General features: G+C 41.3%; 24 protein-coding genes. 14 read left to right on the forward strand and 10 right to left on the reverse strand.

Annotated features, from left to right (window positions below; all coding sequences use genetic code 11):
• Positions 1 to 24: 24 nt before the first annotated feature.
• The 6 genes from DWZ47_RS17370 to miaA all read left to right on the forward strand — a co-directional run bounded on the left by DWZ47_RS17370 (position 25) and on the right by miaA (position 6,155).
• Complete coding sequence (locus DWZ47_RS17370) at positions 25 to 1,254, forward strand: HD domain-containing protein (protein WP_004304531.1); 1,230 nt, start codon at positions 25 to 27, stop codon at positions 1,252 to 1,254.
• Between the two features lie 82 nt (positions 1,255 to 1,336).
• Positions 1,337 to 2,377: a UDP-3-O-(3-hydroxymyristoyl)glucosamine N-acyltransferase gene (gene lpxD, locus DWZ47_RS17375; RefSeq protein WP_004304530.1), complete on the forward strand. Its 1,041-nt coding sequence runs from the start codon at positions 1,337 to 1,339 to the stop codon at positions 2,375 to 2,377.
• A gap of 11 nt (positions 2,378 to 2,388) precedes the next feature.
• Positions 2,389 to 3,774: a bifunctional UDP-3-O-[3-hydroxymyristoyl] N-acetylglucosamine deacetylase/3-hydroxyacyl-ACP dehydratase gene (locus tag DWZ47_RS17380; protein ID WP_004304529.1), complete on the forward strand. Its 1,386-nt coding sequence runs from the start codon at positions 2,389 to 2,391 to the stop codon at positions 3,772 to 3,774.
• Between the two features lie 19 nt (positions 3,775 to 3,793).
• Complete coding sequence (gene lpxA / locus DWZ47_RS17385; protein ID WP_004304528.1) at positions 3,794 to 4,561, forward strand: acyl-ACP--UDP-N-acetylglucosamine O-acyltransferase; 768 nt, start codon at positions 3,794 to 3,796, stop codon at positions 4,559 to 4,561.
• A gap of 21 nt (positions 4,562 to 4,582) precedes the next feature.
• Positions 4,583 to 5,137 carry an IS1096 element passenger TnpR family protein gene (locus DWZ47_RS17390; RefSeq protein ID WP_115485228.1) on the forward strand — a complete coding sequence of 185 codons (555 nt, stop codon included), beginning with the start codon at positions 4,583 to 4,585 and terminating at the stop codon, positions 5,135 to 5,137.
• A 115-nt stretch (positions 5,138 to 5,252) separates the two neighbouring features.
• Positions 5,253 to 6,155, forward strand: coding sequence for a tRNA (adenosine(37)-N6)-dimethylallyltransferase MiaA (gene miaA, locus DWZ47_RS17395; RefSeq protein ID WP_004304526.1), 903 nt, complete (start codon positions 5,253 to 5,255; stop codon positions 6,153 to 6,155).
• A gap of 6 nt (positions 6,156 to 6,161) precedes the next feature.
• Here miaA and DWZ47_RS17400 read toward each other — a convergent pair whose 3' ends face one another.
• The 3 genes from DWZ47_RS17400 to DWZ47_RS17410 form a co-directional block, all read right to left on the reverse strand.
• Positions 6,162 to 8,279, reverse strand: coding sequence for a M56 family metallopeptidase (locus DWZ47_RS17400; protein ID WP_117513961.1), 2,118 nt, complete (start codon positions 8,277 to 8,279; stop codon positions 6,162 to 6,164).
• 23 nt (positions 8,280 to 8,302) lie between these two features.
• Positions 8,303 to 8,671: a BlaI/MecI/CopY family transcriptional regulator gene (locus tag DWZ47_RS17405; protein ID WP_004301694.1), complete on the reverse strand. Its 369-nt coding sequence runs from the start codon at positions 8,669 to 8,671 to the stop codon at positions 8,303 to 8,305.
• Positions 8,672 to 8,810: 139 nt separating this feature from the next.
• On the reverse strand, positions 8,811 to 9,113 hold the full coding sequence (locus DWZ47_RS17410; RefSeq protein WP_004304524.1) for a hypothetical protein: 303 nt from the start codon (positions 9,111 to 9,113) through the stop codon (positions 8,811 to 8,813).
• 154 nt (positions 9,114 to 9,267) lie between these two features.
• On the opposite strand from DWZ47_RS17410, the gene DWZ47_RS17415 reads away from it, so the two are divergent.
• From DWZ47_RS17415 to DWZ47_RS17425, 3 genes are all read left to right on the forward strand, one after another.
• Positions 9,268 to 11,478 carry a S9 family peptidase gene (locus DWZ47_RS17415; protein ID WP_117513963.1) on the forward strand — a complete coding sequence of 737 codons (2,211 nt, stop codon included), beginning with the start codon at positions 9,268 to 9,270 and terminating at the stop codon, positions 11,476 to 11,478.
• Complete coding sequence (lipA, locus tag DWZ47_RS17420; RefSeq protein WP_117513965.1) at positions 11,478 to 12,326, forward strand: lipoyl synthase; 849 nt, start codon at positions 11,478 to 11,480, stop codon at positions 12,324 to 12,326. Before DWZ47_RS17415 ends, lipA begins: the two co-directional genes overlap by 1 nt.
• Positions 12,327 to 12,389: 63 nt before the next feature.
• Positions 12,390 to 13,508, forward strand: a complete 1,119-nt coding sequence (locus DWZ47_RS17425) for a hypothetical protein (protein ID WP_004304521.1) — start codon at positions 12,390 to 12,392, stop codon at positions 13,506 to 13,508.
• On the opposite strand, the gene DWZ47_RS17430 is transcribed toward DWZ47_RS17425, so the two are convergent.
• From DWZ47_RS17430 to DWZ47_RS17440, 3 genes are read right to left on the reverse strand one after another with little or no spacing between them, the layout of a single operon-like run.
• The gene (locus tag DWZ47_RS17430) at positions 13,474 to 14,178 is read right to left on the reverse strand and encodes an SAM-dependent methyltransferase (RefSeq protein WP_004304520.1); all 705 of its coding nucleotides are present in this window, start codon (positions 14,176 to 14,178) and stop codon (positions 13,474 to 13,476) included. The genes DWZ47_RS17425 and DWZ47_RS17430 overlap by 35 nt on opposite strands.
• A gap of 54 nt (positions 14,179 to 14,232) precedes the next feature.
• Positions 14,233 to 15,240: a hypothetical protein gene (locus DWZ47_RS17435; protein WP_008650833.1), complete on the reverse strand. Its 1,008-nt coding sequence runs from the start codon at positions 15,238 to 15,240 to the stop codon at positions 14,233 to 14,235.
• Between the two features lie 6 nt (positions 15,241 to 15,246).
• On the reverse strand, positions 15,247 to 16,104 hold the full coding sequence (locus DWZ47_RS17440; protein WP_004324962.1) for an enoyl-ACP reductase: 858 nt from the start codon (positions 16,102 to 16,104) through the stop codon (positions 15,247 to 15,249).
• 352 nt (positions 16,105 to 16,456) lie between these two features.
• Here DWZ47_RS17440 and DWZ47_RS17445 point away from each other — a divergent pair, with 352 nt between their 5' ends.
• The 3 genes from DWZ47_RS17445 to DWZ47_RS17455 all read left to right on the forward strand — a co-directional run bounded on the left by DWZ47_RS17445 (position 16,457) and on the right by DWZ47_RS17455 (position 21,313).
• Positions 16,457 to 18,076, forward strand: coding sequence for a glycoside hydrolase family 28 protein (locus DWZ47_RS17445; RefSeq protein WP_117513966.1), 1,620 nt, complete (start codon positions 16,457 to 16,459; stop codon positions 18,074 to 18,076).
• Positions 18,077 to 18,240: 164 nt separating this feature from the next.
• On the forward strand, positions 18,241 to 19,482 hold the full coding sequence (locus tag DWZ47_RS17450) for a DUF4861 domain-containing protein (protein WP_117513968.1): 1,242 nt from the start codon (positions 18,241 to 18,243) through the stop codon (positions 19,480 to 19,482).
• Between the two features lie 154 nt (positions 19,483 to 19,636).
• Complete coding sequence (locus DWZ47_RS17455) at positions 19,637 to 21,313, forward strand: glycoside hydrolase 43 family protein (protein WP_117513970.1); 1,677 nt, start codon at positions 19,637 to 19,639, stop codon at positions 21,311 to 21,313.
• Between the two features lie 82 nt (positions 21,314 to 21,395).
• On the opposite strand, the gene DWZ47_RS17460 is transcribed toward DWZ47_RS17455, so the two are convergent.
• Together DWZ47_RS17460 and DWZ47_RS17465 are read right to left on the reverse strand one after the other, a co-directional pair.
• On the reverse strand, positions 21,396 to 21,824 hold the full coding sequence (locus DWZ47_RS17460) for a DUF6575 domain-containing protein (RefSeq protein ID WP_117513972.1): 429 nt from the start codon (positions 21,822 to 21,824) through the stop codon (positions 21,396 to 21,398).
• A gap of 61 nt (positions 21,825 to 21,885) precedes the next feature.
• Positions 21,886 to 22,197 (reverse strand): hypothetical protein, encoded by a 312-nt coding sequence (locus DWZ47_RS17465; protein ID WP_229090480.1) that lies wholly within the window; start codon positions 22,195 to 22,197, stop codon positions 21,886 to 21,888.
• Between the two features lie 179 nt (positions 22,198 to 22,376).
• Between DWZ47_RS17465 and DWZ47_RS17470 the strand changes: the two genes are divergently transcribed.
• Complete coding sequence (locus tag DWZ47_RS17470) at positions 22,377 to 23,027, forward strand: HAD family hydrolase (RefSeq protein WP_004301675.1); 651 nt, start codon at positions 22,377 to 22,379, stop codon at positions 23,025 to 23,027.
• A gap of 23 nt (positions 23,028 to 23,050) precedes the next feature.
• On the opposite strand, the gene DWZ47_RS17475 is transcribed toward DWZ47_RS17470, so the two are convergent.
• The gene (locus DWZ47_RS17475; protein ID WP_004301673.1) at positions 23,051 to 23,452 is read right to left on the reverse strand and encodes a HEPN domain-containing protein; all 402 of its coding nucleotides are present in this window, start codon (positions 23,450 to 23,452) and stop codon (positions 23,051 to 23,053) included.
• The gene (locus tag DWZ47_RS17480) at positions 23,449 to 23,772 is read right to left on the reverse strand and encodes a nucleotidyltransferase domain-containing protein (protein ID WP_004301671.1); all 324 of its coding nucleotides are present in this window, start codon (positions 23,770 to 23,772) and stop codon (positions 23,449 to 23,451) included. Before DWZ47_RS17480 ends, DWZ47_RS17475 begins: the two co-directional genes overlap by 4 nt.
• A gap of 264 nt (positions 23,773 to 24,036) precedes the next feature.
• Between DWZ47_RS17480 and DWZ47_RS17485 the strand changes: the two genes are divergently transcribed.
• Positions 24,037 to 25,176: a glycoside hydrolase family 88 protein gene (locus tag DWZ47_RS17485; RefSeq protein WP_117513974.1), complete on the forward strand. Its 1,140-nt coding sequence runs from the start codon at positions 24,037 to 24,039 to the stop codon at positions 25,174 to 25,176.
• Positions 25,177 to 25,212 lie beyond the last annotated feature (36 nt).

A 25,212-nucleotide genomic window follows, 5' to 3' on the forward strand; every position in this document is an offset into this window, starting at 1 on the left:
AAAAAGGATCTCTAAAGAAAACGAATGCCTTACGAAAGAAAGATAATTAACGACCCCGTATTCGGGTTCATCAATATTCCAAAGGGGTTACTGTACGATATAGTACGGCATCCCCTTTTGCAGCGTCTTACCCGCATCAAGCAGGTAGGATTATCATCTGTTGTATACCCCGGTGCGCAACACACCCGCTTCCAACACTCTTTAGGTGCTTTTCACCTGATGAGTGAAGCTATCACCCAACTGGCTTCTAAAGGTAATTTTATTTTTGACAGCGAAGCGGAAGCTGTACAGGCGGCCATCCTGTTACATGATATAGGACATGGTCCCTTCTCACATGTACTGGAAGATACTATAGTAAAAGGAGTCTCCCACGAAGAGATTTCCCTCATGCTGATGGAACGGATGAACAAAGAGATGAACGGTCAGCTTAGTCTTGCCATCCAAATCTTCAAGGACGAATATCCGAAACGCTTTCTGCATCAACTCGTAAGCGGTCAGTTGGATATGGACAGACTTGATTATCTTCGCCGTGACAGCTTTTATACAGGCGTGACAGAAGGAAACATCGGTTCCGCCCGAATTATCAAAATGCTTGATGTAGCGGATGACCGACTCGTTATCGAATCCAAAGGGATCTATTCTATCGAGAATTTCCTCACGGCACGTCGCTTGATGTACTGGCAAGTATACCTGCATAAGACATCCGTCGCATACGAAAAGATGCTGATTAGTACTCTATTACGTGCCAAAGAACTGGCATCACAAGGAGTGGAACTGTTTGCATCACCCGCATTGCGTTTTTTCCTTTACAATGATATCAATCCTACGGAGTTTTATAACAATCCCGACTGTCTGGAGAATTTTATCCAGCTAGACGACAATGATATATGGACAGCCTTGAAAGTGTGGAGCACCCATACAGACAAGGTACTTTCTACTTTAAGCACGGGAATGATAAACCGAAATATCTTTAAAGTGGAAATTTCATCGGAACCGATTAGTGAGGACAGAAAAAAAGAATTAACTTTGCACATCAGCCAGCAATTAGGTATAACCCTTTCCGAAGCGAACTATTTTGTCTCTACCCCCAGCATCGAAAAGAATATGTATGACCCGGCAGATGACAGTATTGACATTATCTACAAAGACGGCACTATCAAAAATATTGCCGAAGCATCGGACATGCTGAACATCTCATTATTGTCCAAAAAGGTAAAGAAATACTATCTCTGCTATCAGAGATTACACAGATAAGTATAAAATATTCATGCAATAACACGGAAATCTGAAAAAAAAATCCGTTATTTGTGAACTAATTAAATTTTAAATTAAAGACATGGAGTTCTCGGCTAAGCAAATTGCAGCATTTATCCAAGGGGAAATCATTGGAGACGAAAACGCTACGGTACACACATTCGCTAAAATTGAAGAGGGAATGCCCGGAGCAATTTCTTTCCTGTCAAATCCCAAATATACACCTTACATCTACGAGACACAATCAAGCATTGTCCTGGTTAATAAGGACTTCACTCCCGAGCACGAAATTAAAACTACTCTGATAAAAGTAGACAATGCATATGAAAGTCTGGCTAAATTACTCAATCTTTATGAGATGAGCAAGCCTAAGAAACAAGGTATAGATTCATTAGCTTTCGTTGCACCCAGCGCCAAAATTGGTGAGAACGTATACATCGGTGCATTTGCCTATATTGGTGAAAATACCGTGATTGGAGATAATACCCAAATTTATCCACACACTTTTGTTGGAGACGGCGTGAAGATAGGCAACAGTTGCTTGCTGTACTCCAATGTAAATGTTTATCATGATTGCCGCATAGGTAACGAATGTATCCTGCACTCGGGTGCAGTGATTGGAGCTGACGGATTTGGTTTTGCTCCCACTCCGAATGGATACGATAAGATTCCGCAAATCGGAATTGTTATTCTGGAAGATAAAGTAGATATAGGTGCTAATACTTGTGTAGACCGTGCTACAATGGGAGCTACGGTAGTGCATAGTGGTGTCAAATTAGACAATCTGATACAAATAGCACATAATGATGAAATAGGTTCACATACCGTAATGGCTGCACAAGCCGGAATTGCCGGTTCTACCAAAATTGGTGAATGGTGTATGATCGGAGGTCAGGTAGGTATTGCAGGACATTCCAAAATAGGAGACAAAGTTGGTTTAGGTGCACAGTCAGGTGTACCCGGAGACATTAAATCCGGTAGCCAGCTTATCGGAACTCCTCCTATGGAACTGAAGCAATACTTCAAAGCATCCGTCGCACAAAGAAGCTTACCGGATATGCAGAAAGAATTGCGTAATTTGCGCAAAGAAATAGAAGAATTAAAACAACTATTAAATAAGTAAATAAGTAACCAATGCTGAAACAAAAAACGCTGAAAGATAGCTTTTCACTGAGCGGGAAAGGTCTTCACACTGGACTTGATCTCACTGTAACATTTAATCCTGCTCCGGACAATCATGGATATAAAATCCAGCGCATTGACGTAGAAGGACAACCAACTATCGATGCAGTAGCCGACAATGTGACAGAAACCACTCGTGGTACTGTATTGTCGAAGAATGGAGTCAAAGTAAGCACCGTTGAACATGGTATGGCAGCCCTCTACGCATTGGGCATTGATAACTGCCTTATTCAGGTTAACGGACCGGAATTTCCTATTTTAGATGGTAGTGCACAATATTATGTACAAGAAATAGAACGTGTAGGAACAGTAGAACAAAATGCCGTCAAAGACTTTTATATTATCAAGTCTAAAATTGAGTTCCGGGATGAAACGACTGGTTCTTCTATCATCGTACTTCCTGACGAGAATTTCAGTCTGAATGTACTGGTTTCTTACGATTCAACCATTATCCCGAATCAGTTTGCTACACTTGAGGATATGCATAATTTCAAAGACGAAGTGGCCGCCAGCCGTACTTTCGTCTTTGTTCGCGAAATAGAACCGCTGCTCTCCGCTGGATTGATTAAAGGGGGTGACCTGGACAATGCAATCGTAATCTACGAGCGTAAGATGTCACAGGAAAGTTTCGACAAGTTGGCAGATGTGATGAGAGTACCTCACATGGACGCTGAACAATTAGGCTATATCAATCACAAACCGTTGGTTTGGGCAAACGAATGTGCCCGCCACAAATTGTTGGATGTGATCGGTGACCTTGCTTTAATCGGTAAACCGATAAAAGGCCGGATCATTGCTACCCGTCCCGGACATACTATCAATAATAAGTTTGCACGCCAAATGCGGAAAGAAATCCGTTTGCACGAAATACAGGCGCCAAGTTACGACTGTAACCGTGAGCCGGTAATGGATGTAAACCGTATCCGCGAATTATTGCCACACCGCTATCCTTTCCAACTGGTTGACAAAGTGATTGAGATTGGTGCTAACTACATTGTAGGTATCAAAAATATCACAGCTAACGAACCTTTCTTTCAGGGACATTTCCCACAAGAACCTGTTATGCCGGGAGTACTTCAAGTAGAAGCAATGGCACAAGTCGGTGGTTTACTCGTTTTGAATTCAGTAGACGAACCAGAACGTTATTCTACCTATTTCATGAAAATAGATGGAGTAAAATTTCGCCAGAAAGTAGTGCCGGGAGATACTATTATCTTCCGTGTAGAAATGCTGGCACCTATCCGCCGTGGCATCTCTACTATGAAAGGATATGCATTTGTTGGCGAGAAAGTTGTTTGCGAAGCAGAGTTCATGGCACAAATAGTGAAAAATAAGTAATAATTGATATATTAAAAGCATGATAAGTCCTTTAGCGTATATTCATCCCGAAGCTAAAATTGGGGAAAATGTAGAAATTGCGCCTTTCGTATTTATAGATAAGAACGTAGTTATCGGCGACAACAATAAAATTATGGCTAACGCCAATATTTTATATGGTTCACGTATTGGTAACAGAAACACTATTTTTCCGGGTGCCGTAATCGGAGCCATCCCGCAGGACCTTAAGTTTCGCGGTGAGGAATCGACAGCCGAAATCGGGGATAATAATCTGATTCGTGAAAATGTAACAATCAACCGTGGTACAGCAGCTAAAGGGCGCACGATTGTAGGAAATAACAATTTACTGATGGAGGGTGTACACGTAGCACACGACGCATTGGTTGGTAACGGATGTATCATCGGTAACTCTACCAAAATGGCAGGTGAAATCATCATTGATGATAATGCGATTGTCAGCGCTAATGTATTAATGCACCAATTCTGTCATGTAGGGAGTCATGTTATGATTCAGGGCGGATGCCGCTTCAGTAAAGATATTCCTCCTTACATCATCGCAGGACGCGAACCGATTGCTTTTAGTGGAATCAACATCATCGGCCTGCGCCGTCGTGGTTTTGCCAATGAAGTGATCGAAAGTATTCACAATGCATATCGTATCATTTATCAAAGTGGTTTAAACACGACAGAAGCATTGAAGAAAATAGAAGATGAATTTGAAAAAAGTCCGGAAATTGACTATATTATCGATTTCATCCGTAATTCAGAACGTGGTATCATTAAATAAACAGTTCAAAATAGTCATATTATGATATACAGATTTACTATCATATCTGATGAAGTTGACGATTTTGTCAGAGAAATACAAATTGATCCGGAAGCTACTTTTTATGACTTCCATGAAGCAATACTGAAATCAGTAGGGTACACAAACGACCAGATGACTTCTTTCTTTATCTGCGATGACGATTGGGAAAAAGGAAAAGAAGTAACCTTGGAAGAAATGGACGACAATCCGGAAATGGATAGCTGGGTAATGAAAGACACTACTATCAGTGAACTGGTAGAAGATGAAAAACAGAAACTGCTATATGTATTCGATTACATAACAGAACGTTGTTTCTTCATCGAACTATCCGAAATCATCACCGGAAAAGATATGAATGGCGCCAAATGTACCAAGAAATCAGGAGATGCTCCTAAACAAACGGTAGATTTTGAAGAAATGGCCGCTGCCAGCGGTTCTCTTGATTTGGATGAAAACTTCTATGGAGACCAAGATTTCGACATGGAAGACTTCGATCAGGAAGGATTCGACATAGGTGGCGACGCAAGTACTCCATACGAAGAAGAAAAATTCTAAGTATTAAGTACCAGGTATTAGGTATTAATTGCCATGCAGCGCCAGGCAGTTAATACCTAATATTTTTTAGTTCCGCACACATCTTAATACTCAATACTTAATACTTAAAAGCCCAATGCCTACTCTCATCGTTCTTATAGGTCCTACAGGTGTAGGGAAAACGGAATTGAGCCTGCGCTTAGCAGAAACTTTTCAGACAAGTATTGTATCTGCCGATTCGAGACAGCTTTATGCCGAATTAAAAATAGGCACGGCAGCTCCTACTCCCGATCAACTTAAACGTGTCCCTCATCAATTGGTTGGTACACTCCACCTTACAGACTATTACAGCGCCGCCCAATATGAAATAGAAGCGTTGGAAATTCTCGAGAAATTATTTACGCAACACGAGGTCGTGATTCTCACAGGTGGCTCAATGATGTATGTAGATGCTATCTGTAAAGGTATCGACGATATTCCTACCGTTGATGCGGAAACCCGTCAACTCATGCTACAGAAATATGAGGAGGAAGGACTTGAACAACTCTGTGCAGAACTTCGCCTGCTAGATCCGGAATATTATCGGATAGTGGATCTAAAGAATCCCAAACGGGTAATTCATGCATTGGAAATTTGCTATATGACCGGACGCACTTATACCTCTTTCCGCACCCAACAAAAAAAGCAACGTCCTTTCCGCATTCTAAAAATCGGTCTGACTCGCGACCGGGAAGAGTTGTATGACCGTATCAACCGTCGGGTAGATCAAATGATGGAGGAAGGATTACTGGAAGAAGTACGCTCGGTACTTCCCTATCGCCACCTCAATTCGCTCAATACAGTAGGTTATAAAGAACTGTTCAAGTATCTGGATGGAGAATGGGAACTCCCCTTTGCCATAGATAAAATCAAGCAAAACTCCCGCATTTATTCGCGTAAACAGATGACTTGGTTCAAAAGAGATGAAGAAATACAATGGTTCCATCCGGAACAAGAAACGGAGATACTAGCGTACCTCCGTCAACAAATCAATGCATGATTTCTTCTATTTCTTGTTCTGACGGGTCTGATATTCATCATCCGTCAACATTTCTACAATAATCACCCCATTCTTTCCTTTGTCTCCGTAGACAACCTGTGCTGATTTATTTTTCAGCACAGAAATACTTTTTATATGGTCCGGCGCAAGCTTAGACAACGCATCTTTCTCCATAGCTTCTTTCCCGTCTATAATGACTAAAGGCTCTTCGCCTTTTATCCCATGCACAGTTACACCATTATTCACCTTAAACCCTGTATTTCCATTTTTCACACTGCCTGAAAGTTCAGGAAACAGGTCAACCACTTCCTGCTCCATTCGTATATTCATCGTAGAAGATACAGAAGCTTTTACTGGCTTATATCCAATAAATGAGAACCACAGATTGCCGTCTTTCATTGCTTTCAGACTAAAATGACCATTTATATCCGTTATCGTACCATGATTTGTATTAGGCACAATAATGCTGACTCCAGCCTTCGGACGCCCCTGCTCGTCAACAACAGTTCCACTAACCGGAAAATCGGGAACAGCATCTGTACTGGTTGTTTTTTGTGAAAAACTGATTTCCTTATTCTGTATTTTAGTCTTACTGCCTCGTTGAGTATTCACAAGTATCACCCCGTTCGCACCACGTTTACCATACACTTTTATCGAAGTAGAATCTTTCAACACAGATATACTTTCTATTGTTGACGGGTCCAGCTTTTCCATAGCATCCATACTAATCTCCTTGCCATCAGCAAAAATCAAAGGCTGCTTATTCTCTGCAAATCTGATATTCCCAAATCTTATAGGGACAGTATATTTCACTGGTACAGGTCTGCCTCGTTGCTTTCCGGGAATCCAATCCGGCATTTCACTGACAATTCTTTCGGCTTCCTGATTTAATGACGCTTCATCCGACTGAAGTACACGTACATCTTTTATCTTCCCGGTTTCAGCCACAGTGAAACCTACCATCACTCTACCGCCCACTTTACCTTTTATTGGAGAACCAGCTATTTTCTCCGACAGATATTTTTGCAGTGCACTCATACCACCAGGATATTCCGGCATCTGCTCTACAACCTCAAAAATAACAATTTCTTCCTCCTCTTTCGATTTCACGCCAGTCACTACCAAAGCATCTTTCTTCTCGTCTTTAGATACTTTTACTGTATCTTGCAGCACCTTTTCTTGCACAATTTCCGCCAAATCATTAACTTTGACAGCAGAAATTTCTTCCATTTTTTCAGAGATTTCAGGACGGGCAAAAGCAGTTACTGCAATAGCTGCCAACGGAAGTACATACAAATACTTCAACCGTGCCCACGGATTCGATTTTTCTTTTAACATCATAGTGATACGTTTTTTAAGTTTACTGTGATTAAAGCTGTTGGCCATAGAGTAGAGCCTTGTGCCAACGGCTTTTTTTATTAATAATAGTTGATATTCTTTCGCGTTTACACCCTCATTAATGACGGTCTCGTCCGCTTCATATTCGTGAATGTTCTGCAACTCCTGTTTCAACAACCATGCACCAGGATTGAACCATTGGAAAAAGATGCAAATATCCGCCACCAATAAATCTACTGAATGACGATGGTGGATATGAGCCATTTCATGAATAAGGATTTCCCTCCCGTTTTCCTCCAGGTCTTTCCGGCTGATGACAATATACTTCATCCAACTGAACGGAGCTATCTCCTGATTGTGCACCACAAGTGTAACCCCTTTCTCCAACTTCTCATGTTTGCCGGAATGTACCAACCGGAAGAGACAAATCAAAGAATAGATATTGCGACAGACAAGAAACAGAATACCCGCCAGATAGACCAGCAGAACAATCTGTACCCAAGATATAGTCGGCGTCTCCTGCACTGCACCGACATTGGCAGGAGTAGCCTCCAACTCTGCCATCAATAGCAATTGCTCAATGGAGAGCACAGCCTGATGCACTTCAACCTGATGCCGGGTAGTTACTTCGATACAAGGAATGAGTAATGAAAAGAACAACACTCCCAATAAAGCCATACGATTGAAACGATGAAAGGTTTCCTTGCTAAGTAATAACCGGAAAAACAGGTAAAACAGAATAAGACAAACAGATGATTTTAATATATAAATGAAGAAAACTCCCATAGCATAGATTTTCGTTTAATAGATTAGTGTTTTTTGTCAGCCTGTTCCACTTCCTCGATGAGCTGTTTCAATTCATCCAAGGAAATATCTTCCTCTTTAACTAAAGAAGAAACGGCATTCAGGTAAGAATTATTAAAATACTTACTAATCACATTCCGCAGCGTTCCTTTACGAAAATCTTCTTCACTGACTACGGGATAATATTGATAGGTATTTCCGAAAGTATAATGAGCTAGAAAACCTTTTTCTTCCAACCCACGCACAATCGTAGATAATGTATTGAAATGTGGCTTGGGATCTTCATAGAAAGCCAACATTTCCTTCACGAACAAGGGACCTTTTTCCCAAAAAAAGCCCATGATTTCTTCTTCTTTTGCTGTTAATCCTTTCATATCTGCAAATTTGTTTGCTGCAAATAACGAAAAGTTTTAGTTCATAAACTAATTTATCTAGTTAAAGTAAACTAAAAGCTATAGTTAAGAAGAAAATCTTACTATTAAATACCTGTGAAGCAGAATTTCTACTAATCCTTTAGCCCCACAGTTTATTCACAATAAAGTTGCCAATATAAAATAAGTCGCCCATAAAAACAATACTGAATACCAGAAAAGTGAAACAAGTACTCCACCGGGCTCCTCCATCCTCTTCGCCGCGTTTGATACGGAGCAGGGAACTATGCAAACAATCACCTGCTATGAACAGCACAAACAAACTCGGTATCAAGTCACCCCACGATACCAACCACAGATTATCCCCCTTCCCCAACAGGAATGTCAATGCTACGGCCAATAAGAAGACAGAAGCATATTGCAAGTCTTTTCTTTTTGAATTCATAGTGGTAATGTTTAAAGTCCTTTTCACAAAGATATTGAATCTCACCCAATAATCCTTATCAAATCTATATAAAAATCGGTCAGGCTTTGTTGAATCTAAGTTTATTGTTACTTTTGCAAGTACGAATTAAAACCAAAACCGATTATAAAAGCAGATGAAAAAGATCAGCATCACTTTATTACTCTGCCTTCTCTGTCTGACCGGAATGGCACAAGGACAAAAGGCACTCGATTTAAAAGATATCACCTCCGGACGTTTCCGCCCGGAAAATATCCAGGGAGTAATCCCCATGCCTGATGGCGAACACTACACGCAGATGAACGCCGACGGCACGCAGATCATTAAATACTCTTTCAAAACAGGCGAGAAAGTAGAAGTGATTTTCGATGTAAGCACTACACGCGAATGTGACTTCAAGAACTTCGACAGTTACCAGTTCTCGCCCGACGGTCAGAAATTGCTGATTGCTACTAAAACGACACCTATATATAGGCATTCATACACAGCTGTACATTACATTTACCCTTTGAAACGAAATGATAAGGGCGTTACGACAAACAACATTATTGAACGGCTGTCTGACGGTGGACCTCAACAGGTCCCCGTCTTTTCTCCAGACGGTACAATGATTGCTTTTGTCCGCAACAATAACATATTTCTTGTTAAGCTGCTTTATGGCAACAGTGAAAGCCAGATTACGGAGGATGGCAAACAGAACTCTGTACTCAACGGCATCCCCGACTGGGTGTATGAAGAAGAGTTCGGTTTCGACCGTGCTTTGGAATTCAGCGCTGATAATACACTGATCGCTTTCATCCGCTTCGATGAGTCAGAAGTTCCCTCCTACTCTTTTCCGGTATTTGCCGGACAGGCACCCCGTATTGATGCCTTAAAAGATTATCCGGGTGAATATACCTACAAGTATCCGAAAGCCGGATACCCGAATTCGAAAGTAGAAGTACGCACGTATGACATCAAGTCACACGTCACCCGTACGATGAAACTCCCGCTGGATGCAGATGGATACATTCCACGCATCCGTTTCACAAAGGATGCCAACAAATTGGCTATCATGACATTAAACCGTCATCAAGACCGTTTCGACCTTTACTTTGCCGATCCTCGCTCAACACTTTGCAAACTAATGCTCCGTGATGAATCTCCTTATTACATAAAGGAGAATATTTTCGATAACATCCAGTTCTATCCCGAATATTTCAGCATGCTTAGCGAACGTGACGGTTACAGTCATCTCTATTGGTATAGCATGGGAGGTAACTTGATTAAAAAGGTTACTAACGGCAAGTTCGAAGTGAAAGATTTTCTGGGATATGATGAAGAAGATGGTTATTTCTATTATACCAGCAACGAAGAGAGTCCTCTGCGCAAGGCTGTCTATAAAATAGATAAGAAAGGCAAAAAGACCAAATTGTCTCAACAGGCAGGAACCAATACGCCTCTCTTCAGCAAATCGATGAAGTATTATATGAACAAGTTCTCCAACTTGGATACTCCTATGTTGGTTACCTTGAACGATAATTCAGGCAAAACGCTCAAAACGCTTATTACAAATGATGCGTTGAAGCAAACATTGTCCGGATATGCAGTACCACAAAAAGAGTTCTTTACTTTCCAGACTACAGATGGCGTGAAGTTGAATGGCTGGATGATGAAACCGGTTAATTTCTCCGCATCCAAAAAATATCCGGTACTGATGTATCAATATAGTGGCCCGGGTTCCCAACAGGTATTGGATACTTGGGGAATCAGCTGGGAGACATACATGGCAAGCCTCGGTTATATCGTGGTATGTGTAGATGGTCGTGGCACTGGAGGCCGTGGAGAAGCTTTTGAGAAATGTACCTATTTAAAAATTGGCGTCAAAGAAGCCAAAGACCAGGTGGAAACAGCGCTTTACCTAGGCAAACAAGCGTATGTGGACAAAGACCGCATCGGTATCTGGGGTTGGAGTTATGGCGGATACATGACTCTTATGAGCATGAGCGAAGGAACTCCCGTATTCAAAGCCGGAGTAGCAGTAGCCGCACCAACCGACTGGCGTTTCTATGATACGATTTACACCGAACGTTTCATGCGCACTCCCAAAGAAAATGCGGAAGGATATAAGGAATCATCAGCCTTCACCCGTGCCGACAAACTTCATGGCAACTTGTTGCTGGTACATGGTATGGCAGATGACAATGTTCACTTCCAGAACTGTGCAGAATATGCCGAACAGTTAGTTCAGCTTGGAAAACAATTTGATATGCAAGTGTACACGAACCGTAATCATGGAATATATGGTGGCAACACCCGCCAACACTTGTACACACGGTTGACCAACTTCTTCTTGAACAACTTATAATGACGGATAGAGTACGTAAGCCCGAATGGCTGAAAATTAATATCGGTGCCAACGAACGATACACCGAAACAAAGCGAATTGTCGACTCCCACTGCTTGCACACGATATGCAGCAGTGGGCGTTGCCCTAATATGGGGGAATGTTGGGGAAAAGGAACAGCCACCTTCATGATTGGCGGTGACATCTGCACGCGTAGCTGTAAATTTTGCAACACACAGACAGGACGTCCCCATCCGTTAGATGCAAACGAGCCTACCCATGTAGCAGAATCCATCGCACTGATGAAATTGGATCATGCCGTCATCACCTCTGTAGACCGGGATGATTTACCTGATTTGGGTGCAGAGCATTGGGCACGTACCATCCGGGAAATAAAACGGTTGAATCCACAGACAACCATTGAAGTACTGATTCCGGATTTTCAAGGCAGAATGGAGTTAGTAGATTTAGTAATTGACGCCGGCCCCGACATCATATCACACAATATGGAAACTGTGCGCCGCATTAGTCCACTAGTCCGCAGTGCAGCAAATTATAATACAAGCTTACAGGTTATCAGACATATTTCCGAAAAGGGAGTCAAATCTAAAAGCGGCATAATGGTCGGACTGGGTGAAACTCCGGAGGAAGTCGAAACATTGATGGACGATCTGTTAGCAACCGGTTGCCAGATTCTTACCATAGGGCAATACCTGCAACCGAGTCATCGGCATTATCCCGTTGTGGCATACATCACTCCGCTGCAATTCACAAAATATAAAACAGTTGGTTTAGAGAAAGGATTCAACATCGTAGAGAGTGCTCCCCTTGTTCGTTCCTCCTACCATGCAGAGAAACATATTCGTTAGCAAACAAAACACATACACTATTTGTTTTATAGATAGAACCGACAAATAAACATAAATATAGAGATGGATCATAAAGGAATACTTTCTTCCGCATTTAACATGTCGCTGGGTTTTATCCCCGTTATTATTTCCATTTTATTGTGTGAACTTATAACGCAAGACACGGCTATTTACATCGGTACAGGTATAGGTATTATAGGAATATACCTTTCTTATCGACGTAAAGGATTGTTAATTCCTAATTTTATCCTCTATATAGCGACCGGAGTGCTGGCACTATTATCCGTAGCAGCTCTCATTCCTGGTGATTATGTTCCCCCCGGTGCGCTCCCGCTTACTCTGGAAGTCAGTATTCTCATTCCAATGCTAAGTCTTTATATGCATAAGAAAAGGTTTATCAACCACTTCTTAAAACAGATAGGTTCTTGCAACAAACGTTTATATGCTCAGGGAGCAGAAGCCGCCGTTGTATCTGCTCGCATTGCCTTGATTTTCGGAATACTGCATTTTATTATAATCAGCATCACCGTCATTTTCCAAAACCCACTAAGTAAGACAAGTCTGTTTGTACTCTATAAAGTGTTACCTCCTACTGTCTTTCTTATGAGCATCCTGTTCAACCAGATCGCTATCCGTTTCTTCAATCACCTAATGTCTCACACAGAATATGTTCCTATTGTGAATACCAAAGGAGACGTGATCGGGAAAACCCCTGCGATAGAAGCTGTTAATTATAAGAACGCATACATCAATCCGGTGATAAGAATTGCCATATCCACTCATGGAATGCTGTTCCTTTGCGACAGACCGTCAACAGCCATTTTGGACAAAGGAAAAGTGGACATTCCCATGGAATGTTATCTCCGATATGGAGAATCTTTAGAGGCGGGTGCCACCCGTTTGATTAACAATGCTTTCCCGCACGAAAAAGATATCAAGCCAGAGTTCAATATCGTTTATCACTTTGAGAATGAAGTAACCAATCGTCTTATCTACTTATTCATCGTTGATATCAAGGATGATTCCATCCTTTGTACCCCTCGCTTTAAGAACAGTAAGCTATGGAGCTTCAAACAGATAGAGGAAAACTTGGGAAAAGGCTTCTTCAGTAGCTGTTTCGAAGATGAATATGAACACCTGAAAGGCGTTATTTATATAAGAGAAAAATACAGGGAATCTTAGACAATTCAGGCACATGTCCCTTCCAGTCCTTCACAGTACGCGTCTGTATATACTCTCCTTCACATGTAATATCGGCAGCAATACAAAGCTTTGTTTGAGGACGACAGTTTAACAAAATATCTTCTATCATCTTATGATTCCGGTAAGGCGTCTCAATGAAAAGTTGTGTCTGATTTTCAGCATACACACGCTGCTCCAATGTTTTCAGTTTCTTGGCACGTTCCCCCGGTTCAATCGGCAGATAACCATGAAACGCAAAGCTCTGCCCGTTAAAGCCCGAAGCCATCACGGAAAGAATAATTGAAGAGGGTCCAACCAAAGGAACTACCTTCAGTTTTTTACGTTGTGCGATGGCAACCACATCCGCTCCCGGATCAGCTACCGCCGGACAACCGGCTTCGGAGATAACTCCCATTGAAGCTCCGCCTACCAAAGGTTGCAGATAACCGGAAATATCTTCAGGTGAAGTATGTTTGTTCAACGGATAAAATGTCAACGCATCAATATCAATCTCCCGGTCCACCTTTTTCAGGAAACGACGGGCAGAACGAACATCTTCGACTATAAAATACCGGATACCGGAAATAATTTCCTTATTATAAGAAGGCAACACCTTTTCAATAGGTGTATCGCCTAAAGTCACGGGCAACAAATAAAGGGCAGTTTCCACTTATTAAATTGAGAATTGAAAATTAAAAATTGAGAAATAAGAAAGAGAAACGATTCAGGAAGCCAGGTAGTTGGATTCACTTAACATTTCGTGGTAATCAGTAAATTCCAGAAGATCTTTCAGCTTCATATCCTTATGCTTTTTCATGTAAGAAGCAATGATTCTTGCTCCCATCCATGTACCTATCAATGCCGGAGCTTGAGCACCCAACATATCAACAGCAGGAGCAGGCTTCATATAATAGCGGATCACCATCGGGTCACGAGCATGCAGATGATCGTTGGTACAGATATAATTCCATATCTCCTTTTCATTATCCTTGCACCAGTCGCTTTCCTCCTTAGAATACCCCATTGCTTCACCAATATCACTATATCCCAATAAGTTTTGCACTACGTAATTGATCTTCCCCGTATGCATCATCAAGTCAATCAAACAAGTACCCTCATGATAGTTCATTCCATAACGGCTCAAAAGATAAAAAGCAAAACAATCCGGCACAATCCGTTCCGGACGCATCGAGCGACATTGATAATCGTAATAGAAACGCTTATAAAGAGGATAATCTTCCCCCATATATTTATCAAGACTGATTCCCAATAAAGAATCCACTAAAATAATAGATTCGTTGAAAGCGGATACTTGCGAATAGATAAACGGCACTTTCGTATCAGGCACTTCCTTTTTCAGTTTCCGAAATCCTTTGCTAAGTCCTTTTTCCACTTCATCCAGATTAGGATATTTTGCTTCTACATCGCTAAGCAAACGAACCAAAGTCGTATCCGAATAGAATTTTTGCAGACGTTGCGAGATGGTATCATCTTTCACTGTACCGATAGACAATACATCCTCAATCAGGATTTTCGTCGGCATACGGTAGTCCATCGTCAACTTCTGCATAGCAGAAAAACTGTTGGAGCGAACATATTCGCTCAACAGCTTATCATATCTCAGAACAGAAATCTCTTCTTCCTTCTGCTCCGTACCCTTTCCTGTGCTTATCCCGCAGGAGGCGAAAAGCATACTCATTAAAATAATAAGAAGAGAGATCCGTAGTTTCATATTTTTTTATCCGTAAATGATGTTACCATTTTCGTCCATATACTCATCGAGTCCTTTCTCGTAAGTAGCCATGGCACGAAGACTCATACCTACACTGGAGAATCCACCGTCATGGAATAAGTTCTGCATAGTCACCTTACGGGTAAGATCGGAGAACATCACGATGCAATAATCGGCACATTCGTCAGCCGTTGCATTTCCGAGCGGAGACATACGGTTGGAGAAGTCGAACAGTTTGTCCATACCCTTCACGCCCGAACCGGCAGTAGTAAATGTAGGCGACTGTGAAATCGTGTTCACCCGTACGCTATGTTCGCGTCCATAAATGTAACCGAAGCTGCGAGCAATAGACTCCAACAAAGCCTTTGCATCTGCCATATCATTATAGCCATAGAAAGTACGCTGTGCGGCTACGTAGCTCAAAGCAACGATAGAACCATAATCAGCAATAGCATTCAGTTTCTTGGCCGACTGAATCATTTTGTGGAATGAAACAGCTGAAATATCCAATGTCTTATCCAACATTCCATAGTCAAGGTCATCGTAAGTACGTTTCTTGCGCACGTTGGGAGACATACCGATAGAGTGGAGTACAAAATCAATTTGTCCACCCAGTATATCCATGGAGGTCTTGAATACATTCTCCAAATCTTCTACGCTAGTGGCGTCTGCCGGAACAACTTGGCAATTTAATTTTTGGGCCAAAGCATCGACTTCTCCCATACGGATAGCCATCGGAGTATTTGATAATGTAATGGTTGCACCTTCTTCTACGGCACGCTCTGCCACTTTCCAGGCAATAGACTGATCGTTCAAAGCACCGAAGATAATACCTCTTTTTCCTTTCAACAAGTTGTAACTCATATCTTTTAATAGTTAAATTTTGTGCAAAGATAGGAACTTTCTGCATAAAAACACGAGAAGTGTGCAAATAATAGACAGAAATGACAAAAAATACACGTAATCTATCAATTAGTCCACATCGCCTTAGGCTTTCCCACCTATCTTTGCAATCGATAATTAAGAGGTTTTTTCATAATATTTATTTAAGGTTAGAATTAGGTTAACATGAATTCGTCTTATTCCTCTCCTGCAGGCTGCCTGCGACAGATCGCCTGCGGAAGGACATAAGAATTATGAAATCATCCTTATTAATCATCAACCAACTACCAAGAAAAACAATAGATGTATAACCCTATAGAAATTAAGTTACTAAATGAACACATTGACAAAAAGACTCTTCTGGATGGCCGTATGCTGTTTACCGTTTATCTCATCGGGATGTAAACAAAGCGAGACTGCTGTAAAAGAAAGCTCAATCAGTGACGCTCTTTACCAGAATTTACCTTTTGAAATGCCGAAAGTACAGCAACCGGTTTTCCCTGCTTACGAAGTAAACATTGAGAAATTCGGAGCCAAAGGAGACGGTCTGTTCCTGAATACCAAAGCTATCAACGATGCTATTAAAGACGTGAATCAACGCGGAGGGGGTAAAGTGATTATCCCGGAAGGTGTCTGGTTGACTGGTCCGATCGAGCTGTTGAGCAATGTAAATCTATATACGGAACAAAATGCGCTCGTACTTTTTACTGGTGATTTTGAAGCATATCCTATCATTGCCACTTCTTTCGAAGGACTCGAGACTCGTCGTTGCCAATCGCCGATTTCAGCACGCAATGCAGAAAATATAGCTATCACCGGACATGGTACATTTGACGGAAACGGTGACTGCTGGCGTCCGGTAAAAAAAGGAAAGCTGACTGCTTCACAATGGAAAAAGCTGGTAAACTCGGGAGGTGTTCTCGACGAGAAACAAGAGATATGGTATCCCACTGCCGGCTCACTGAAAGGTGCAATGGCTTGCAAAGACTTCAATGTCCCCGAAGGTATCAACACAGATGAAGAATGGGCAGAAATCCGTCCGTGGTTACGTCCGGTACTGTTGAGTATCGTCAAAAGTAAAAAGGTACTGTTGGAAGGCGTTACTTTCAAAAACTCACCAAGCTGGTGTCTGCACCCCTTGTCTTGCGAAGATTTCACAGTAAATAATATCATGGTCATCAACCCCTGGTATTCTCAAAACGGTGATGCTATCGACTTGGAATCTTGTAAAAACGCTCTGATTATCAATAGTGTGTTTGATGCGGGAGATGATGCCATCTGTATCAAATCCGGTAAAGACGAAGATGGACGCCGTCGTGGAGAACCTTGCCAGAACGTTATCGTGAAAAACAATACAGTATTGCACGGACATGGCGGATTCGTGGTAGGTAGTGAAATGTCCGGCGGTGTGAAGAATATCTATGTAGAGGACTGCATATTTATGGGTACAGATGTAGGTTTACGTTTCAAGAGTACCCGCGGACGTGGCGGTGTGGTAGAAAACATCTACATTAACAATATCAATATGATTAATATTCCGAATGAACCCTTATTGTTCGACTTGTTCTACGGTGGAAAAGGTGCCGGTGAAGAATCGGAAGAAGATCTGTTGAGCCGTATGAAAACTGCCATTCCTCCGGTGACAGAAGAAACACCTGCTTTCCGCAATATTCATATTTCCAATATTGTTTGCAGAGGTTCGGGACGTGCCATGTTCTTCAACGGACTGCCGGAAATGCCCATCAGCAATATTACCGTTAAAAACGTTGTGATGACGGAAGCTGCGGATGGAGTTGTTATCAGTCAGGTAGACGGAGTTACTTTGGAAAATATTTATGTAGAATCTTCTAAAGGCAACAATATATTAAACGTTAAGAATGCCAAGAATCTGACTATAGACGGAAAGGTATATGAGGAATTAGGTGCAAAAGAGGAGATTTTAAGTCTCAAATAAAAACTCATTGCCATTCTGTGATGCAAAATAGAAACCACAATATCATTATATAGAGTAAAAAGCTCAAATAGCAGACTATAATCTCCTCAAAAGAGACACAGTCTGCTATTTTTTCTGCTATTTTTGCAAGGAGAAATACGACGTATAATTTCAGCCTTAGAAACATGAAGAAAAATCTTTTTATTATTACTTTCTTTTTAGGAGCTTTCAGTCTTTCTGCCCAAACGCAGAAACAGGAGAAAACCATCACAGTTGAAGTACAAAACAACTGGAATCAGCCCAAAGCGGATGCTCCGGTTGTTATCAATCTACATGAGTTGCACGCTGGTTTCAAAGTAAAATCAGCCGTTGTCATGGAAGGAATGAAGGAAATTCCTTCGCAGTTGGACGATTTGAACCGGGACCGCAAGATGGACGAACTGGTCTTTGTTGCCGATCTTCCTGCCCATGGTAGAAAAACATTTCAGGTTACACTTTCTTCGGAAAAGAGTACAAAGACTTATCCTGAACGAGTTTATGCCGATATGTTTATTGTAGACAACAAGAAAGGTAAACATCAACGGGTACAGGCTATCACCGTTCCCGGCACTAGCAATATATACAGCATGGTACGTCCTCACGGTCCGGTTTTGGAATCGGAACTGGTAGGATACCGTCTTTATTTCAATGAAAAACAGACACCGGATATTTACGGCAAGTTCAACAAAGGACTGGAAATCAAAGAATCGCAGTTCTATCCGACGGATGAGCAGTTAGCTAAAGGATTCGGAGATGACGTACTTCGCGTGTTCGACAGTTGCGGACCGGGTGCATTGAAAGGTTGGGACGGACAAAAGGCAACCCATATTACTCCAGTGGACACTCGTACAGAACGTATCGTCTCTTATGGACCGGTACGTGTAATTGCAGAAATAGAAGTAACCGGATGGAAATATCAGGATCAGGAACTGAATATGATGACACGCTACACGCTTTATGCCGGACATCGCGATCTTCATATCGAAGCATTCTTTGACGAACCGCTTGATAAAGAAATTTTCTGCACAGGTGTGCAAGACATCGTAGGTACTTCCAAATCTTTCTCCGATCATAAAGGACTCGTAGGAAGCTGGGGAACAGACTGGCCGGTAAACGACACCGTGAAATATGCTAAAGAAACTGTAGGGCTGGGCACTTGTATTCCTCAACGTTATGTAAAATCGGAAGAAAAGGATAAAGCCAACTTCCTTTATACAATTACCGCCCCGGGAAATAAATATTTCCTGTATCACACGACTTTCACCTCAATGAAAGAGACATTCGGATATAAAACGCCGGAAGCATGGTTTGCTCATCTCCGCGAATGGAAAGAAGAGCTGGCTCATCCGGTGACAGTGAGAATAAAAGATAACCGCACCAATAAATAGGGTAGAAACAAATACAACTAAACAAAAATTACGAGGTATCTACCAATTTTTCTATGACTCTGCACAAATATTCCTCCTTGTGCAGAGTCTTTTTATTTACCTTTGCCATCAGATAAAACCAACGAATCATTTATATAAATAATCTATCTATAACATGAAACGATTGACACAGACTTTAGCCTTTTGCTTATTAACGGTTTTCACCGCAGTAGCACAGAAGAACTATGTATCTGAAGTATGGGTTTCCGACCTCGGAAACGGTAAATACAAAAATCCGGTGCTTTATGCCGACTATTCCGATCCGGATGCTTGCCGTGTAGGAGATGATTTCTATATGACTTCATCCAGTTTCAACTGTTTGCCGGGATTGCAAATCCTTCATTCTAAAGATTTAGTCAACTGGACAATCATCGGTGCCGCAGTTCCCAATGCCCTCTCCCCTATCGAAACTCCGGAACGGCCGGAACACGGCAATCGTGTATGGGCTCCGGCTATTCGTCATCACAACGGTGAGTTTTACATCTTTTGGGGAGATCCCGATCAGGGAGCTTTTATGGTGAAAGCCAAAGATCCGAAAGGTCCGTGGAGCGAACCGGTCTTGGTGAAAGCGGGAAAAGGTATCATTGACACTTGCCCGTTCTGGGATGAAGACGGAAAAGTATATATGGTACACGCATACGCAGGAAGTCGTGCCGGACTGAAAAGTGTAATCACTATCTGCGAACTGAATGCAGAAGCAACAAAAGCGATCACTCCTTCCCGTATAATTTTCGACGGTCACGAAGCACATCAGACTTGCGAAGGTCCTAAAATGTACAAGAGAAACGACTATTATTATATCTTCCATCCGGCCGGCGGTGTGCCGACAGGCTGGCAGGTCGTATTACGTTCTAAAAACATCTACGGTCCTTACGAATGGAAAACAGTACTTGCGCAAGGTAACTCTCCTGTCAACGGTCCTCACCAAGGTGCATGGGTAGATACTCCTACCGGAGAAGACTGGTTCCTCCACTTTCAAGATGTCGGTGCTTACGGACGCATTATGCATCTCCAACCGATGAAATGGGTGAACGACTGGCCTATTATCGGTATTGATAAAGACGGTGACGGCTGCGGAGAACCTGTTTTGACTTACAAGAAGCCAAATGTCGGTAAAACATATCCTATCTGCACTCCACAAGAAAGTGACGAATTTGATGGGTATACACTTTCTCCGCAGTGGCAATGGCATGCTAACATTAATGAAAAATGGGCGTATTATGCAGGTGACAAAAGCTATGTCAGATTATACTCTTATCCGGTAGTAGAAGATTATAAGAACCTGTGGGATGTAGCCAACCTCTTATTACAAAAAACTCCTTCTGATAATTTTACCGCAACAATGAAACTGACGTTCAGCCCTAACCAAAAGAATAAAGGCGAACGCACTGGACTTGTCGTTATGGGCAGGGATTATGCCGGACTTGTTCTAGAAAATACAGACAAAGGTTTGGTTCTGTCGCAAGTTGAATGTGACAGAGCAGATAAAGGCAAACCAGAAGAAGTGAAAGCCGCTGTTGATCTTTCGCAAAACACGGTTTATCTGAAAGTGCGTTTCAGTTGTGACGGAAAGAAAATCAAGGGTAGTGAAGGCGGACATGACCTCATTGTGATGTGTAATTTCAGCTATAGCCTCGACGGAAAGAAATATGAATCATTAGGTGTTCCTTTCCAGGCAAGAGAAGGACAATGGATTGGTGCCAAAGTCGGTATGTTCTGTACGCGTTCGGCTATTAAAACGAATGACGGCGGTTGGGCAGACGTTGACTGGTTCCGTATTACGAAGAAGTAATCAAAGTATATATAAGGATGAAAAAAGATTGTCCCGCAACTTTCAAGCAGTAGCGGGACAATCTTTTTTATCTTCTTTAAACTTACATACAAGCCCAGCCAAATTTACGAACAAGCTCTGCAAGCAGACTACGGTCTTTTATTGGCAAATTAATGACCACATTCTCGCGCTTCTCTCCAGATAAAACATATCCCTCACCCGGCAATTTATCTTCCAACAATACACTTTCCTTTAATAACGTTTTCTGGTATTCACCCGATTGAAACACAACATCGTAATACTCATGTTCATTTTCAGGCTGTAGATAGAGTAAACGCAAATCGGCTTTACCTGCTAAGAAGGATTCAAGTCTACGTGTAGAGATACGTATTCCCGTATAGCGATAAACCGTCTCATCATCATACAAAAGACAAAGATACAGTGTATCAAAAGCATCTCTTGCCACAAAAAGCTGAGGCACATCACAGAAATCCAGAATTTTGTCTATCCTTAACACATCTTCCATTCCCATAATCAGACTATTTTAGCTTGTAAAACATTAAAATCCTTTGTTCTCCACCAAGAATAATGTGCTATACCAATTTCTTTAACACTCCATCTTTTGGTTCCAATATGACTAAAGCAATATTTGCCTTCTTGAACTTAGGAAGCTTTAATCTTTTCTCCGCTTCTTCCCTCTCTGAAAATAGAGAGACTGCCCTTGTCACACATTCATCTATTCCTAATCCTTTAAAGACCTTATCCGGCTGCATTTTTCTTTGCGAAAAGAAATCTTCTGTTGTAACAGGATTACCATTTGCAATTCTATAATAACAGCCTTCGCACCGCTTCGCATCCGTTGGGGGACATTGTTCAGGCAATGCCTCAAACCATTCTGCATTCATTATTCTTTAGTTTTTCGCAAAGTTAAGCCAATCTGGTAGAATAACAAATATATTTCCGGCTTTGTTGTTCATTCGATATTCTCTAAACTATTGCCTCATTCTTCCCAATCTCATTTTTTTAGTATACCTTTGCAGAATAAAAGATTTAAATATAGAATTAACTATAAACATAAGCCTTAATGAAAAAACTAATAATATTCGATTTGGACGGTACATTATTAAATACTATCGCAGACCTCGCCCATAGCACTAATTATGCTTTGAATAAATTAGGATACCCCACACACGATGTAGAAAAGTATAACTTCATGGTAGGAAATGGTATCAACAAACTCTTTGAACGTGCATTACCCGAAGGAGAAAAGACAGAAGAGAATGTGCTCCGGGTAAGAAAAGAGTTTATTCCTTATTATGATATTCACAATGCAGACGATAGTCGTCCTTACCCGGGTATTTCAGCGTTATTGTCTTATCTGCAATCCGCAGGCATTCAGATTGCCGTAGCCTCCAACAAATATCAGGCCGCTACCGAGAAACTGGTTGCCCACTACTTTCCGGAAATTCATTTCACTGCCGTTTTCGGCCAACGGGAAGGAGTAAATGTCAAACCTGATCCAACAATCGTTTTTGATATATTAAAACTTGCCGATGTACGAAAAGAAGATGTTCTTTATGTAGGTGATTCCGGTGTAGATATGCAAACAGCAGCCAATGCCGGTGTAACCGCTTGCGGAGTGACATGGGGATTCCGACCACGTACGGAACTAGAAGAATTTAATCCGGCATATATGACAGATGTGGCCGAAAAAATAAAAAAAATGGTCTTTTAACGATGATATCCTTACAAGAATAATTATGATTCGGCAAGTAAAACTTCAATAGTCTCAATAAGTTCTCTTGCCGGAGCTTTTATCGTACTGATTTCATCCTCCGATATTGAATAAATGCAATTATAATCCCCTTTTTGCCGTAATTGTTCCATACGCGCCAAAAAACTTCCCAAACGTGCACTAATTTTGCCTGTTTTTATAAAATTCAAGCCAAAGCAAGCTATCAACCCATCATGGGTTTTACATGATAATCCATTTTGTATTAATAAAGCCTGAACAGCATGAAAACAGGCATAATAATATCTATTGGAAGCAATATCCCAATACTTCAGATCAAACATCTCATCTGCTTGTTTCAAAAATACTTTAGCTTTCTCCAACTGTAATATCACCAAAGAATTACGTTCTTCATCTGTCAATTTCATACTAATTCAATTCCTTCCTGCTCTACATTTTTATAAAATGGTGTAATACAACTTGCAGCCCATTCTTTCATCGTATACATAATCGGATTAATTCGCGCTCCCAAGTCCCATCCCAACATAGTTAAGGGAAAGCTTACCTTATCATAATCTTCAGGCTCCAATTTTTCTTTATCTAAGATAATCAAAATATCCCAATCAGAATCAATCCGTGCATCCCCACGAGCTTGAGAACCAAACAACAAAGCCTTGCCACCTTTTGGTAAATGCTCTGTCAATGCCTGCTTAATAGACTCTAATATTTTATTTGTATGACTTTTCATATTCGTCTCCCCTTACTCTTCTACAAATATACAATAAATATCAATACAACAATATGACTTACAAAAAAATCGCTCTTGCTAATTATTCATACTTGGTTCTTATCCATGACTAATATGAATAAAGAATAAAGTCTAATATTACATATTTTCCGTACAAATTTCAATATCACTTTCCTTACAATGCATTTTCTTTGCAACAGGTAAAGAAAGGCTCACCTTTGTGTGCCTAAATCTAAGAACAATAGTAATCTAATTTATTATAAAATGAAAAAGCATCTTATACTATTTTTTGCAGGAGTAATATTGAGTTACGGGAACATAAAAGCACAGACAGTTCCCGATAAAAAAGAAATTCTGAAAGTAACTCTTCATGTGAACGACTATTTCATGAAGAAATATGCCGACTATCGCACTCCTTCCTTTGTGAAAAAAGTAGTTCGCCCCAGTAATATCTGGACACGAAGCGTATATTACGAAGGCTTAATGGCACTCTACTCCATCTATCCCGCAGACGAATATTATCTCTATGCCAAAGAATGGGCGGATTACCACCAATGGGGCTTCCACCGTGGGACAACCACCCGTAATGCAGATAATTACTGCGCCAGCCAAATCTATCTTGATTTATACAACATTTGCCCTGATCCTGAAAAAATACGGAAAACGAAAGCCAATATGGATATGCTGGTCAATACTCCACAAATAAACGACTGGTGGTGGATAGATGCTATCCAGATGGGGATGCCTATATTTGCCAAAATGGGGAAACTTACAGGCGAACAGAAGTACTTCGACAAGATGTGGGATATGTACGAATATACCCGTAATAAACACGGAGAGAACGGAATGTTCAATGTCAAAGAAGGTTTGTGGTGGAGAGACCATAATTTCGACCCTCCATACAAAGAGCCTAATGGTAAAAACTGTTATTGGAGCCGCGGTAACGGATGGGTATATGCTGCTTTAGTACGGGTAATGAATGAAATTCCATCCGATGAAAAACATCGCCAAGATTACATCAATGATTTTCTAACCATGAGCAAAGCACTGAAACAATGCCAGCGTGAAGATGGCTTTTGGAATGTCAGCCTCCACGATCCGTCAAACTTCGGAGGCAAAGAGACTTCCGGCACAGCTCTTTTCGTATATGGTATAGCTTGGGGCGTACGCAACGGTCTATTGGATAAAAAGACCTATCTGCCTGTAATCATAAAAGCATGGAATGCTATGGTGAAGGATGCAGTTCACCCGAATGGTTTTCTTGGTTATGTACAGGGAACCGGCAAAGAACCGAAAGACAGTCAACCTGTCACATATGACAAAGTTCCTGATTTTGAGGATTTCGGAACAGGATGTTTCCTTCTTGCCGGAAGTGAAATCTATAAATTAGACCTCAATATGTAACTGATAAACATACTTATCTTGAATCCGGTCTATCCT

It is taken from the genome of Bacteroides sp. AF32-8BH (assembly GCF_003435205.1).
In the GTDB taxonomy this organism is placed as follows: domain Bacteria; phylum Bacteroidota; class Bacteroidia; order Bacteroidales; family Bacteroidaceae; genus Bacteroides; species Bacteroides ovatus.